This window comes from Agrobacterium sp. 33MFTa1.1, assembly GCF_004328495.1.
GTDB lineage: Bacteria > Pseudomonadota > Alphaproteobacteria > Rhizobiales > Rhizobiaceae > Agrobacterium > Agrobacterium pusense.
Window position 1 is genome coordinate 168682 of the sequence record NZ_CP036360.1, and the last position, 13668, is coordinate 182349.

The 13668-nt window shown below is 54.2% G+C and carries 11 protein-coding genes and 2 pseudogenes; 3 read left to right on the top strand and 10 right to left on the bottom strand.

The genetic code is table 11. The annotated features are described in order from the left end of the window. Positions 1-20 precede the first annotated feature (20 nt). Positions 21-2102 (top strand): 2Fe-2S iron-sulfur cluster-binding protein, encoded by a 2082-nt coding sequence (locus EYD00_RS24140; RefSeq protein WP_051674296.1) that lies wholly within the window; start codon positions 21-23, stop codon positions 2100-2102. A 91-nt stretch (positions 2103-2193) separates the two neighbouring features. Beyond that, positions 2194-2967, top strand: a complete 774-nt coding sequence (locus EYD00_RS24145) for an alpha/beta fold hydrolase (protein ID WP_034499436.1) — start codon at positions 2194-2196, stop codon at positions 2965-2967. Between the two features lie 64 nt (positions 2968-3031). Here the strand turns inward: EYD00_RS24145 and EYD00_RS24150 are convergent, their stop codons facing one another. The 4 genes from EYD00_RS24150 to EYD00_RS24165 form a co-directional block, all read right to left on the bottom strand. Beyond that, the gene (locus tag EYD00_RS24150) at positions 3032-3928 is read right to left on the bottom strand and encodes a LysR family transcriptional regulator (protein ID WP_034499869.1); all 897 of its coding nucleotides are present in this window, start codon (positions 3926-3928) and stop codon (positions 3032-3034) included. A 107-nt stretch (positions 3929-4035) separates the two neighbouring features. Then, entirely contained in the window at positions 4036-4341 is a 306-nt protein-coding gene (locus tag EYD00_RS24155; RefSeq protein WP_076845957.1) for a hypothetical protein, read from the bottom strand. A 680-nt stretch (positions 4342-5021) separates the two neighbouring features. Further along, positions 5022-6044 carry a CE1758 family FMN-dependent luciferase-like monooxygenase gene (locus EYD00_RS24160; RefSeq protein WP_051674302.1) on the bottom strand — a complete coding sequence of 341 codons (1023 nt, stop codon included), beginning with the start codon at positions 6042-6044 and terminating at the stop codon, positions 5022-5024. 162 nt (positions 6045-6206) lie between these two features. After that, complete coding sequence (locus EYD00_RS24165; protein WP_081859589.1) at positions 6207-6827, bottom strand: isochorismatase family protein; 621 nt, start codon at positions 6825-6827, stop codon at positions 6207-6209. Positions 6828-7114: 287 nt separating this feature from the next. On the opposite strand from EYD00_RS24165, the pseudogene EYD00_RS24170 reads away from it, so the two are divergent. Next, a pseudogene (locus EYD00_RS24170) lies at positions 7115-9413 on the top strand (FdhF/YdeP family oxidoreductase). Positions 9414-9432: 19 nt separating this feature from the next. Here the strand turns inward: EYD00_RS24170 and EYD00_RS24175 are convergent. From EYD00_RS24175 to EYD00_RS24200, 6 genes and pseudogenes are all read right to left on the bottom strand, one after another. Next, positions 9433-9609: pseudogene (locus tag EYD00_RS24175) on the bottom strand (transposase); the annotation flags it as partial. Positions 9610-10448: 839 nt separating this feature from the next. Continuing rightward, positions 10449-10904 carry an SRPBCC family protein gene (locus EYD00_RS24180; RefSeq protein ID WP_034499440.1) on the bottom strand — a complete coding sequence of 152 codons (456 nt, stop codon included), beginning with the start codon at positions 10902-10904 and terminating at the stop codon, positions 10449-10451. Positions 10905-10955: 51 nt separating this feature from the next. Beyond that, positions 10956-11150 (bottom strand): hypothetical protein, encoded by a 195-nt coding sequence (locus tag EYD00_RS24185; protein ID WP_034499442.1) that lies wholly within the window; start codon positions 11148-11150, stop codon positions 10956-10958. 324 nt (positions 11151-11474) lie between these two features. Then, positions 11475-11858, bottom strand: a complete 384-nt coding sequence (locus EYD00_RS24190; protein ID WP_034499444.1) for a DUF983 domain-containing protein — start codon at positions 11856-11858, stop codon at positions 11475-11477. A 135-nt stretch (positions 11859-11993) separates the two neighbouring features. Continuing rightward, positions 11994-12557: an NADPH-dependent FMN reductase gene (locus EYD00_RS24195; protein ID WP_034499446.1), complete on the bottom strand. Its 564-nt coding sequence runs from the start codon at positions 12555-12557 to the stop codon at positions 11994-11996. Positions 12558-12811: 254 nt separating this feature from the next. Next, positions 12812-13444 carry a pyridoxamine 5'-phosphate oxidase family protein gene (locus EYD00_RS24200; RefSeq protein WP_034499448.1) on the bottom strand — a complete coding sequence of 211 codons (633 nt, stop codon included), beginning with the start codon at positions 13442-13444 and terminating at the stop codon, positions 12812-12814. Positions 13445-13668: the final 224 nt, after the last annotated feature.

The window sequence follows — 13668 nt, forward strand, 5'->3', positions numbered from 1 at the left end:
CGCACCTTTGGGAGACTGCCATGGCGGCTGATGCAAAGATTGTTTACGAACTGGCGGAAGCGCCATGGCACAAGGGCGAGATTGAAATCCAGTCATCCGTCGGGGTCATGGAAAAGATGCACGACGTAGGGCGCCGCTTCATCAGAAGTCGTCTGATAGAACAGCATCAAAAGTTTTATCCTCAACTTCCCTTCCTGGTTGTTGGTGCCGTTGACCGTCACGGCCATCCGTGGGCAACGTTTTTGACCGGGCATCCAGGATTTCTCAGGGCGAGCGATGAGCATACGCTCAGCATTGGTACCCAATTTGATCAGTCCGATCCCGCATTTGGGGGTGCCCACGAAGGTGCGCCAATAGGCGTTCTTGGCATCGAGCTTCACACGCGCAGGCGAAACCGGCTCAACGGAAATATCCGTCGGCACAACAAAGCCGGTTTTGATCTGCAAGTGATCCATAGCTACGGAAATTGCCCGAGGTATATCCAGTATCGTGACCACCACTTTGAGCGTGATCCGGCAGCCGCTTTCGAACCGGTTGTGGAGGCTCTAGATGGTCTCGACGATGAGGCTCGAGCTCTAATAGGCCTGGCCGATACATTTTTCGTTGCCTCTTATGCGGACGTTGGCGGAGACCGCCAGGTCGACGTGTCTCATCGCGGAGGAAAGCCGGGTTTCGTCCGGGTAGGCGCTGACGGGCTCTTCACGATCCCTGACTTCAACGGGAATTTTTTCTTCAACACTCTTGGAAATATCGCCCTGAATGGCCGCGCCGGCCTGACCTTTCTCGACGCCCATACAGGTGACGTCCTCCAGTTGAGCGGACGGGCGGAGGTTCTTCTGAACTCACCTGAAATCGCCGCATTTCAGGGCGCAGAGAGGCTTTGGACGTTTCGCCCAGAGCGTATTGTAAGACGCCGCGGAGCACTGCCCATCCGCTGGAGTACGAGAGATGGAGGCGAGAGCCCGTTCTCAACGATGACAGGTGACTGGAGCCAAGCAAGTGAACGATTGAAAGCCGCGGAACTCGCTAAGACATGGCGGCCGTTCAAAGTTGATCGGGTTGTCGATGAAAGTTCAGTCATCAGGTCAATTTACCTCTCGGCAAGTGATGGAGCGGGACTGATCCCCCATAAGGCAGGACAACATCTTCCAATCCGTGTCCTACTTGGGGGTGATGAGGATCCCGTCATCAAAACCTACACGCTCTCGGCTGCGCCGTCAGACGCTGGCTACCGAATAAGCGTAAAAAGAGAGGGGCGGGTTTCCCAACATTTGCACGAATTGCATGTCGGTTCACTCATTGAGGTGCGCGCGCCTGCCGGCGGATTCACAATTGATCCCCTAGAAGAGCGTCCCGCCGTTCTATTGGCAGCCGGAGTGGGAATCACTCCCATGTTGGCGATGCTACGACACATTGTTTATGAAGGTCGGCGGAAACAGAAGATGCGCAAGACGTGGATGATCTACTCCGCGCGAAGCAAGGCGGAACAGGGCTTTTCAAATGAACTCGCCGATCTGGTCTCGCAGGGTGATGGCGCTGTTTCGTTAACGCGAGTGCTGTCCTCTCAAGAAGAAGCCGTCAAAGACGTTGATTACGATGAAATCGGCCGCATAAACATCGCTCTTTTGAAAAAGGTCCTGCCATTCGGGGACTTCGACTTTTATCTTTGCGGTCCACCCGCTTTCATGCAAGACACTTACGACGGGCTGCGGTCCCTTAGCGTAGCAGACAAACGGATCTTCGCCGAAAGCTTTGGCCCGGCTTCGGTCAAGCGTCGCCCAGATATCGGCTCAGTGACCGCTGTAGGCGCTCTTCCCTCGACAAATGACGTCCCCGTCGTCTTCACGGAATCTGGAAAGCAGGCACTGTGGCGTCCCGGAAGTGGCACGTTGTTGGACCTTGCCGAGGCTGAAGGATTGTCCCCGGATTACAGCTGCCGAGGAGGAACCTGCGGGACCTGCGCTACCCGGATGGTGAAGGGAAAAGTGGCCTATAAAACGCCGCCTCAGGCTGCAGTGGGCGATGAGGAGGTCCTTATTTGCAGTGCATACCCCGCACAGACGGATCTTGGAGATGCCGGTGTGATGGAACTTGCACTCTGACCGCTGCCACCATGCACGTCGGTTTTCTCACGTGGTAACCGACTAGCGGCCTAAATTGAAAAAATGCCAACTCTCTAAGAAGGAGATCGATATGCTGACAATCAAGAGGGTACTGTCCGCGGCACTTATCGCGGGCGTTGTTGCAGCGCCGGCCAGTGCACAATCGCCTAAGCCGACCGTCGTTCTAGTCCATGGAGCCTTCGCTGACGCTTCGAGCTGGAATGGGGTGATTTCGCGACTGCACGAGGACGGCTTCGAAGTAGTGGCCGTTGCAAATCCCCTTAGAGGCGTAAAAACCGATGGCGATTACGTCGCGAGGATCGTTTCAAGCATCAAGATGCCAGTGGTTCTCGTGGGCCACTCCTATGGCGGATCTGTCATCAGTGCGTCCGCCGTAGGCATGAAGAACGTCAAATCGTTGGTGTTTGTTGGAGCCTTCGCACCCGATATCGGCGAGTCAGCTGCGGATCTGAGTGCCAAGTTTCCCGGTAGTACGCTGGAGCCGACACTCGACGAACCCGTCATCTTGGCTGACGGTGGCAAGGATATGTATATTGCTAAAGCAAAATTCCATGGCCAATTCGCCGCCGATGTGCCAGCCGCCGTCGCCGCTCTCATGGCTGATACACAGCGCCCTGTAACGCTGTCGGCCCTTACTGAGGCGGCGCCAGGTGCGGCATGGAAGGAAATTCCCTCCTACTTTATTTATGGTGAGAAGGATAAGAACATCCCAGCGAAAGCATTGGGATGGATGGCCGAGCGGGCATCCTCTAAAGAAACGGTTGCTGTAAGCGGCGCATCCCATGTCGTGATGGTTTCCCACCCGGCCGAAGTCGTGAAGATCATCGAAAAAGCGGCCAAGTAGATCTGGGCGATACCCAGACTGTTTGGGAACGGCGACCGCGCGGCAACGCGCGGTCGAAAAGAAATCAGCTGAAATGCCGGTTCGCCCTAAGCTTTGCCACGGCGAAATCTACAAAACTTCGCACCTTTGCCGAGGCGTGACGGCCGTCAGGGTGAACGACGTGAATAGGCAGCGGCTCTTCCTCATAATCAGCCAGAACTGTCTGAAGTTGGCCGCGTTCGAGTTCCGGGGCAATCTGGTATGAAAGCACGCGGGTGAGGCCCCATCCCTTGACCGCTGTGGCGATCGCTGCCTCGTTCGAGCTTGTAAAAAGACGCGGGCTCACATGCACGACCGTCTTTTGCTCCGAACCGAAACGCCACTCCAATGATGACCATGCACTCGTTGAAGCGACAATCCGGTGACGAGATAGATCCGAGGGCGTGAGAGGAACGCCATTCTGATCGAAATAGTCAGGGGATCCGCAGATCACCCTCTTCACGGAGCCAACTCGAATGGCGGAAAAGCCCGAGTCCGGCAGGTGGCCGATACGTATCGAAACATCGATACCCTCATCGACGATGTTTACCACGCGATCCAAGAACAAGCACCGTCCAATCACATCCGGATACTCATCCAGGTATTCGGTGACCACAGGTAGGACGAACATCGTGCCGAACATGGAAGAGGCAGTAATAGAGAGTGTCCCGGTGGGTTTTGCAAATGCGCCCGCTGCTGCCGCCTCGGCGTCTGCAAGATCCGCTAACAGCCTCTGGCAGTCGGTGAAATACCTGTTACCCGACTCGGTCAACTTCACGGATCGGGTGGTGCGCGTCAGAAGACGCGTTCCGATGATATCCTCTAGCGAGGAAACAACGCGCGTCACGGCAGGAGGGCTCATGTGGAGTTGACGTCCAGCGTCCGCGAAGCTCTCCGCTTCTGCGACCTTTACGAATACTTTCATGGCTTGCCAGCGATCCATACGTTCCCCTCCTTGAATAATTTCGCCACTTCGCTGCATCCTCGGTTTGCAAATAGCATCACGGGATCGGAACGACCAATGGTGTTACATAGCCGTCATTTCGGCTGTTAAATCGGTGCTGACAGCATTTCCTTGATCTGCCGGCTGAAATCCGTTGTGGTAAAAGCAATCAGCTTCTTCTTTGCAGCGTCGGCTGCGACGTCATTCCCCTCGCGGACAGCAAGGGCATATTTGACGGCGACATCAGTCACAGCATTGAAACTTGCCCCACGCATCGCCGCGTCAATCTCGGCGCCAGTTAGCCCGAGCTCGCGCGCCTCCGCGATCAGGCTCTCGTCGATTGATGCTTCCCTGGCTTCTGTCGCCAGTCGGATGTGTATACGCATGATCGGTGTCAATGGGTTCTTCGTCACGGGAGGTCTCCGAGTTTAATTCTTCATGGCTATGTTCTCCGCTCGTCGTTAAGACCCAGTGTCAAAGGTGACTTCTTACGGGTGACAGCGAGTTCTTCGCCGAGCGTCATCCATAAGAATAGTGTATCTGGAGTGTTAATTAAGCTCCCAAATCACAAATGCTTTCTTCCGCCCGCTGCAACAGTTCAACAGGTGCGCTTTGGCACTAAGATGTGTACTTGCAGGATCCGGCGACACGAAGGCTTCAGCCATCGAATGAGCGTTCTTGGCGACCTCATGCCAAGAACCGCCTGTTCTTGCAGTTCTAGATGTTTCCCACGACGCTTGCGGCGCCGCAGTTTTTATCGTTTGAGGGCTGTGTGACAACAACACATGCCGAAAGAAAGCCGCGAGTGCTTCCGCTCTCTGGTGCTGCAAAGCCACGGCCTGCCGAGACCTACAAGCGCCGTGCCCTCGCCAGCAAATGATTAAACGTGGAAATGTTTAGGGTATTGTAAGCTACCACCGCATTTTGGACGCCAGCTTGAAGCACCGCAGGGGATGGTCTCGTAAAGCCGAAACGGCGCAATAGCGTCTAGCCCGGCGGTGCAGGAACCAGCGCGTCCTCAGGGTCTGTATGAAGAGGCGTTAAAGCCTGCAATGTCGAGAACTTATCTATTTCCACTGAGCGAGATGCAGCCTCAAACGGGCTGGGTCGCGGACATCTCTCTGCGAAGGACTGGCGCAACTCGCTCGGCCAGCAAATCAATTTGTTCAAAAACGGTTTTGAGCGGAACGCCTCCCATTTCGAGCGTGAAGAGCTGGCGGCGGTAACGACCGAAATGTTCTCTGAACGTCAGGACCTTGTCGATCACCTGCTGGGGACTTCCGACGGCAAGTGAGGTGTTGTTCATGACCTGCTCGAGCCCGGCACCCCGATAAATCCTGGAGTTGGCAAAGAAAGGCCGGTATTGCGCCACAGCCTCCTGAGAGTTGGGGTGCATAAAGATCTGCCCTCCAGCGCCGACGATTGCTTCTTCGGCCTTCCCGTGCCCGTAGTGGGCGAAGCGCTCGCGATACAGTTTCACAAGTCGACCGAAATGTTCGACCGGGCCGAAGAGATTGTTGGTAAAAAATCCATCGCCGTAATACGCCGCGATTTCGACGACATCGGGGTTCGATACGGAACCATGCCACACAAGCGGCGGCTTCGCTTCAAACGGCCGAGGCGTGGACATGAACCCGCGCAAAGGGGTGCGGAACTTACCCTCCCAATCCACACGATCCTCACGCCAGAGCCTGTGCAGGAGCCCGTAATTTTCAACGGTCAGGGCTACACCGTCCTCAACGTTTTTCCCAAACCAGGAATATACGGCGGGCGTGTTGCCGCGTCCCAGCATCAAGTCGACACGGCCCGCCGAAAGCTGCTGCAGCGTTGAAAAATCCTCGGCGATTTTTACAGGGTCGTTGGTCGTAATTAGCGTTGTCGACGTTGACAGTGTGATCTGCTTTGTCTGACCCGCAATGTAGCCCAGGATGGTGGTAGGGGAACTGGGTACAAAGGGTGGGTTGTGATGTTCGCCGATCGCGAATACGTCTAGTCCAGCCTCGTCGGCATGGACGGCGATCTTCACCATAGCCTGGAGTTTTTCGTGCTCTGTCTGCGCGTTGCCCGTCGAGGGATCGGCTGTAACTTCGCCAACGCTGAAAATTCCGACTTCCATTTTGAATACCTTCGTAATCCCCGAATATGGCTCTAAAGCTACCGGCTGAGCTGGTGAGCTAAAAATCCTGTTCTCATATCCGGATGTGTATATGTTGATGTGGCAGAGGGCGCAGCTGCGGGCAATTAAACAACCTCCAGACAGCGCCCCCGGCCGTCGCCCTCACTGTCCCTTGGCCGCTAGGTAGCCAGAGATGTTGTTGGCAGAGAAGGGGAGGTGATCGCCCATCAGTTGCGCATGCTCCTGACCATGCTCCGAACGCCAGTCGCCGAGAAGTTCAGCGCCTACTGCTACCCAAGTGATGGGCTTGATGCCGACTTGCACCATACGAGCAATGGCGGCGTCCTCAACGATCTTGTTCCACGTTCCAGAAGCATCGATAACCGCATAGACGTCATAGCCATCTTCCTTGGCTGATAGCGCTGCAAAAGCGAGGCAAACCTCGGTCGAGATGCCAGCGATCAGCAGCTTCTTTCTCCCGGTGTTCTTAACCGCAGCAACGAAGTCCTTGTTATCCCAAGCATTGATCTCGCCAGGGCGGTGGACGATGGTTGCGTCTGGAACAAGGTTTGTCACGATTGGCATGATAGGGCCGTTTGGACCATCGGAAGCACTGGTCGTAATGATCGCGGGCAGTTTGTAAACCTTAGCAAGGGTCGCGAAGGCCTTGACGTTATTATTGAACTCCGGCGGGCTTTGGGTCTGCACGCCGTTGGCCAGGCCTGTCTGGTGATCGACGAAAAGAACTGCGGAGTTCTGGGCTGTAATCCGGTCGTATGACATTGTCATATCCTTTTGATTGTTGGTGTCGGTGGTTGATCACTCGACTGCTCTAAAGGTGTCATTCGAACGGCATATCCACTAGCGGCAATGGCCGGAACTCATAGTTGCTGAAATCGGAACAGCGTTTGGATGAGACTGGTATCGTTGGTGTTCAAAGCAGCTAGTTGTTTGAGAGCCTCGTCCTAGCCAAGCTACTTTTGCTCCCGTACAAATCGCGACCGTGACGATCAAGACATCGAAGGAAAATGCGGCTCCCATTTCCGTCGTGTAACCGATCGGAGGCTAGCATGACGGAAGACAAGTTGGAGGGTATTGCTGACTACCGTGCGCCAGCGGGAGGATGGGGTGCCCTAAAAGCAGTTGCCAGGGCCCTTAAGGAACAACAACTCTCTTTAACGGGCGTTAACGCGTTACTCAAAGCAAACCAGCCGGAAGGCTTCGATTGTCCGGGCTGCGCGTGGCCGGATCCCGACCATACCTCTGCATTTGAGTTTTGCGAAAACGGCGCGAAGGCGATTACATGGGAGGCCACCCGGAAACGGGCGGATCCTGAGTTCTTCTCGCTTCACACCGTATCCGAAATGTGGGCTTGGGACGACCACCGCATAGAAGATTCCGGTCGCCTGACCTCACCGATGATATATGATGTAGCAAGCGATCGCTTCAAGGCGATCTCTTGGCAACAGGCATTTGATATGATCGGGCAGCGTTTGCGCGAGTTATCAAATCCGAATCAGGCCGAGTTTTACACGTCGGGCCGCGCCTCAAACGAAGCTGCATTCCTCTACCAGTTGTTCGTTCGCGCCTTTGGCACGAACAATTTTCCCGACTGCTCGAACATGTGCCACGAGGCGACGTCGGTCGGGCTTCCTTACTCGATCGGAGTTGGCAAGGGTACTGTGGAGTTGGTTGATTTCGAGAAATGTGACCTGATCATCAGCATCGGTCACAACCCCGGAACCAATCACCCGAGAATGATGACCACGTTGCACGACGCCTCTAAAAGAGGTGTCCCGATCATGGTATTCAATCCGCTGCGCGAACGCGCACTGGAACGATTTGCGGCTCCGCAAAATCCTATCGAGATGATTACTCTATCCTCGACGCCTATTGCATCCTCCTACTACCAAATCAAAACGGGAGGGGACATGGCTCTATTGAAAGGACTGATGAAACTGCTTTTTGAACGAGATCGTCTGGATATTGAAAATGGCGGCGCCGGCCTTCTCGACCGGGATTTTATCGAAGATCATACTTCCGGACTTGGAGGTTAAAGCTGACGTAGAGAGAACAACCTGGGACCAAATCTACAGGAGGTCTGGCTTAGGACCTAGCGACTTCGAGAACGCATTGAATACCTATGTAAGCGCCGACCGGGTCATCATCTGTTATGGGATGGGTGTGACGCAGCACTTCGCCGGAACCGAGATTGTTCAGCAATTGGCGAACCTTCTCATGCTACGGGGTAACATTGGAAAGCCGGGGGCCGGACTGTGCCCGTTGCGCGGACACTCAAACGTACAGGGCGATCGAACCGTCGGCATCACTGAAATGCCGAGCGCTGCACTTCTGGACGGTATCGAGAGAGCTTTTGGTTTTCGACCACCTGCGGAGAAAGGTCATAACGCAGTCGAAAGTTTGGAAGCGATTATATCAGGCGAATCCAAAGCACTCATTTGCCTCGGAGGAAATCTTGCTGTCGCTATGCCAGACCCCGATGTTGTGTTCGAAGGCATGCGGCAACTAGAACTGGCCGTGCACATCGCTACAAAACCCAATCGATCCCATTTGCTCACTGCGAAAACATCGATCTTGCTGCCTGTCCTAGGCAGAACCGACCAAGACCTGCAAGGTACCGGGCCCCAATCCGTCACAGTCGAGGACTCGATGTCGATGGTTCACGCCTCAAAGGGCTTTCTTAAACCGCCAAGCGATCAACTTATGTCAGAGCCAGCGATCATTGCCGGGCTAGCAAAGGCCACAATCGGTTCCCGTTACGAGATACCATGGGATGAACTGGTGGAAGACTATGACCGTATCCGTGACAAAATCGAGATCGTCTTTCCTGAATTCTTCGACTTCAATGTCAGAGTACGAAAGCCAGGCGGTTTCCGTCTGGATATCCCTGTATCGAGGCGTGAGTGGCATACAACAAATCGGAAAGCCAATTTTCTCGTTGCTGCAGGGCTTGAAGACGATGCGCGATTGATCGACGGCGAGTGCCTTGTTCTCACGACCATTCGTGCCCATGGTCAGTACAACACGACTATTTATAACATGGATGACCGTTATCGGGGCATTTTTGGCAGACGGGACGTGATCCTTATGAACAAAGCCGATATGGACGTACGCGGTATCGCCGAAGGGGAGCAAGTTCAGGTCGCTGGAATGGCCATCGGCAAACCTTTAAAAACACATGTCCTGACTGGTTTCATAGCGGTTGAATTCAACATTCCACAAGGCTCGGTCGCAGGCTACTATCCAGAACTTAATAAGGTGATGGCGCTCTCCGATTTCGACCCCAAATCAGGCACTCCGGCTTATAAAGGAGCGCCCGTGACGATCTCCAAGTGGCGCCCGCCATGACGATGGCGGGCCGCTCCGCAACCCGGCGCCACCGATAAAGCAAATTGGGCGCGACGCCATGACGGCGAGCGGTCGAAGATACCGTCTCGCCGGGTTCGAAACTCTGCTCAATGATTGTCAGCTTTTGCTCGGTTGTCCACCGCCTGCGGCGAACATCACCCGTCAGCAATTCAACGTGTCGATAGTCGTTAGACATAAGCCTATACCCAAGCCTGTGCTTGAGCCTTTCTGCTTATTCCGACTGTCCGGTCGAAATGGGGGCAGTTCACACGTCCTGCGATCACGTGAAGAGCCTATTTCTGGCCCGCTCCTTCTTTCGCGGCCATCTACCATTGGCTCATGCGATTTTAAGTGCCAGACCACTCCGTTGCGGCTCACGCGGCGCGGGCGAAGGCTTGGTCCTTTGTAGAGGGCCGAAGAAAATTTTATATCGTTTTCAGCGCCATCCGTGACTGACGGCTCGCTCGCACACATAAGGCGGGCATACTGTTGCCATCAAAGTCCTTCGGTCGCACTCTCCGGCCGTTCTCACGAGACGACGAAGCGGACCCGTCGTGCCGAATTCCGAATTGAACGTCATTCCGAATGGTCCCGCGGCTGCAGGCAGCTTTCGTGAAATGTGTTGACTTCAAACGCCGTCCAGGACCTTATCTGCAGGGTCTTTCGGCCCTGTCGGCTGAGCAATGCAGAGCTTGTGTCGCCTGAGATAGGCCGATGACGGCGTCGCGCAATTCAGAGCTTCCCTGAGAACCGCCGCCGCGAATATCAAAGCTCCTTTGATATTCGCGAAAAAAGCTGCCTTCGGTGGCGGTACCGAAGGCAGCAAAGCCTGCGACGGGGGCAGGCGACTGCGGCGAGGACCGCAGTGGAGCGGCGGGGAAGGAGCCGTTCACGGATCTATAAAACATGTTCAAGTAACAGCAGTCTTGAACAAGGCATGTGGGAATGGGATGGCACGTTGATCTCCATCCTTCTGTCGTGTTCATTGTGCTGCCTAAAGCATAAAGAACAACGACTTTAGGTTGGGCATGGAATCTAAAGCTTGCCGGCACTCACAAGCTCACGGACTTTCTTCAACGTTGATACCACTGCGGTAATGTAGCTGCGACGCATCTCCTTGATCAGAGCGAGCTCTTCGTCAGAACCTTCCGATGCTCCCTCGAAAGGGACGCTGAAGGTGAAGGTGAGCCACAACCCCTTTTCGCTTTCGCTGATCGTGTTTTGAATGAAGCCATCGCTACCGACCCTTTCGAATTGAACTTGGACGGGTGGAAAAAAGGTTATTCTCTCTTCATAATCACCAGTGGGCAGAGTGATCTGACGCAACAGGCCATTATCGGATCGACTGATGACGTCACAACGAGACATCCCAGGCACAAATGGAAGTGCGTTGTTCGCCTTCATCTCGAGACCCTTCCAAACCTGGTCGGCCGTCAGCACCGGCTCTACGCCTTCAGGATTTATTTCAAGTGTATAAGAAACTGTTTTCATCTGAGACTTCCTTTCAAATCAAGTTTTCATGACTGATCGCGCGAGCATTCGTCAAAATGAGCGTGCTATCATTTGCTCGTAATAATCGCGCAAGTAACCATATCGCTCGGCTCCAAGCTGGGAGATAGCAGGCGCTTCATGCTGCTCCAGCTCATAAGGTATCGCTCCGCCGAAGCCGCTCGGCGAGCGCCTGTTGGATGTCATGGCTTCTTCAAGCCAACGCGCAATAGTGATGTCTTCGAACATTTTTGCAGCCTCTCGCTTTGGTCGCCAACATAATGCGGCTCGCGAACAAGGCTTTGAAGCCTCGAGCTGGCGAAGACATTGTTTCGCTTGATGAATGTAATGAGCGCGAGTGTCAGGCTGCGTAAGCCGAGGGAGCCTGATCGTCTCGCACGTCTAGCCCGACCTTCTCCACTGTGTGGCGGTCAGGAACGGAGCGCGACGATCTGAGTTATGTATCATCGGATCCAACGATCTCACATGCTCGGCGGTCTGTCCCCTCAAGCCGCGCTGCATCTAGATAAATAACTATTAGCGGTCGACCGTCGCCTCGTCTTTCGAGTCGGATTATCCTTGAGTGCCTCGGTCAATTTTTCCTTCCTCAGCTTTGAAGAAATATTGGCTATTCACCAGCCAACCTTTCAAGGGCCTGAGTGGCAAGATTGACGCCAGGACAACAAGTGGAAGAGACGTAAAGAGATGGACCCATAAAGGCGGCTGGTAGGCGACTTCTAACCAACATGCGATGCCGACAGCTGGCACGCTTGTAAAGCAGATCACAAAAAATGCCGGGCCATCCGCCGGATCGGCAAACGCGTAGTCCAGCCCGCAGACCTCACAGTTGGATTTCAAGGTGAGAAACCCCTTAAACAAGTGACCCCGGCCACAACGGGGGCATAGCCCCTTTATCCCAGTTCGATAAGGCGATAGTGGCGGCAAATCAGCGGTCATTACGGTTTCCTCCAAATTTCCATCATAGTGAGATGCGGCTAGACGCTGGAAGCGCAGCGCTTCGCTCCCAGCCCTGATTAAGCAAGTCGAGACTTGCTTTTTTGACGCCTAGGTCTGAATCTAGGCGGGGTGCGTCTACACAGACAACCTTGCAGCCTTAAGGGCGCGTCCCCACCAGGTAAGCTGATCGAGGAGGTTTTTCGCCGCCTCGTCCAAATGAGGATAATCGCCTAGAGTTTTGCCGTCTTTGACCACCGATAGGTATTCGGGGAAGGAGATGTGAACACCTGTTTTGACGGAGACCGCACTCATCTCAACGAAGATCAACCGGAGTTGCTCGACGGCGCGAGCTCCGCCGACACCGCCATAACCGACGAAAGCAACCGGCTTGTGAATGAACTCGCCAAGGTCAATAGCATTCTTAAGCACAGCCGTTGGCGCATGGTTATATTCTGCTACGGTGAAAATAAAGCCGTCAAACTCGCGCAAAGCCTTCTTCCACCGCTCCGCAGTGTCGCTTTCCGCGGTGGTCGCGCGCTCTTCACCGAAAAAGTGCATGGGAAAGTCCAACAGATCGAGAATCTCGACGTTCAGATCGGCGCGTTGATCCGCAATTTGTTGAATCCATTTCGCGGGGTGGTCCGCAAACCGACCCATCCGGGTACTTCCAACAATGACGGCGATTTTCAACTCACTCATGGCTCGTTCCTTATATTGTTGAGGGTCAGGCGCCCTACGCGGAGCAAATCAAGTCGATATGTTTACGCTGGTACTTCTTAGTGGCGCATGAGGCCCGGATCACCTGGTTCTGTATAGGACGCGCGGTGGCAACCTAGAACGAGAGCCGTTTTCAACTCTCGACAAGCAAACTTCACCGTCAGACCCTTTGATGCCAACCTAATTGATAACGCGTCGATGCATCAGGCCAGCAGCCGTCGGCAGACCTTCCATAGTTACTGTGATGGACCAGTATGTGCCTCGAGCAGCGCGATTTTCTCCTCGAGTTCTGATATCTTTTGTTCCTTTTCCGCTAACAGCTGTTTGACGACGCTCTCATCTACCATTCGGGGGATATGTTGTGGGCAATTCGCATCCCATGCCGTCACTGTGAAAACTATCGCCTGCTCTACGCGGGCATTGTAATCCGCAGGCTTGAGACGAGCCTCGAGATCCGCGTCGTTTTCAATTACTTTCGCTTCACCCCAAATTTTGACACGTTGACGGTAGGTGTAGTCCATCAAAAAAAGAAAAGCCTTCGGATTATCGACAAGATTTCCTTGGGTGATGTACTGACGATTACCTGAGAAGTCGCCGAAACCAATCGTGGTATTGTTCAAAACCTTGAGAAAGCCAGGCGGGCCACCCCGATGCTGCACGTACGGCTGACCGTCTTGATTAACGGTCGCTAGATAGACGGTCGTTCTGCTTTCTATGAAAGCTGCAAGATCGTGCGTTATTTCGGTCTGCCAAGAGCCGCCGGTTTCCATTCGCTCGTAACCGCGTCGTGACCCTTTCCTGACTTGAATGTCTTTAACGGAGGGCGTAAAGGCGACATCGCTTGCGTATTGAACATCTTTTTTCGTCATAACCTGCGCCTTTGTTCGCGCGAAAAGCGCGTAATCGGGATCGAGCTTAAAACCAAGCAGCCGCGCCGACCACTGCTGTTTTGTGCAATACTCTGTTCCGGCAATTCGAGGTCATGTGAGAAGCAGTGGTCCGGAGACGCGCCAGCTTTTGTTGTAGTTGCAGCAATTATCCAGATCAGAGTAGCCGCGAGACCTCAGAGATAGCGGTTTTCCAGGAGCAAAGG

Coding starts and splice junctions, on each gene's coding strand:
- EYD00_RS24140 (WP_051674296.1), top strand. CDS start 21: ATGGCGGCTGATGCAAAGATTGTTTACGAACTGGCGGAAGCGCCATGG.
- EYD00_RS24200 (WP_034499448.1), bottom strand. CDS start 13,444: ATGACGAAAAAAGATGTTCAATACGCAAGCGATGTCGCCTTTACGCCC.
- EYD00_RS24185 (WP_034499442.1), bottom strand. CDS start 11,150: ATGTTCGAAGACATCACTATTGCGCGTTGGCTTGAAGAAGCCATGACA.
- EYD00_RS24190 (WP_034499444.1), bottom strand. CDS start 11,858: ATGACCGCTGATTTGCCGCCACTATCGCCTTATCGAACTGGGATAAAG.
- EYD00_RS24145 (WP_034499436.1), top strand. CDS start 2,194: ATGCTGACAATCAAGAGGGTACTGTCCGCGGCACTTATCGCGGGCGTT.
- EYD00_RS24150 (WP_034499869.1), bottom strand. CDS start 3,928: ATGGATCGCTGGCAAGCCATGAAAGTATTCGTAAAGGTCGCAGAAGCG.
- EYD00_RS24160 (WP_051674302.1), bottom strand. CDS start 6,044: ATGGAAGTCGGAATTTTCAGCGTTGGCGAAGTTACAGCCGATCCCTCG.
- EYD00_RS24165 (WP_081859589.1), bottom strand. CDS start 6,827: ATGTCATACGACCGGATTACAGCCCAGAACTCCGCAGTTCTTTTCGTC.
- EYD00_RS24180 (WP_034499440.1), bottom strand. CDS start 10,904: ATGAAAACAGTTTCTTATACACTTGAAATAAATCCTGAAGGCGTAGAG.
- EYD00_RS24195 (WP_034499446.1), bottom strand. CDS start 12,557: ATGAGTGAGTTGAAAATCGCCGTCATTGTTGGAAGTACCCGGATGGGT.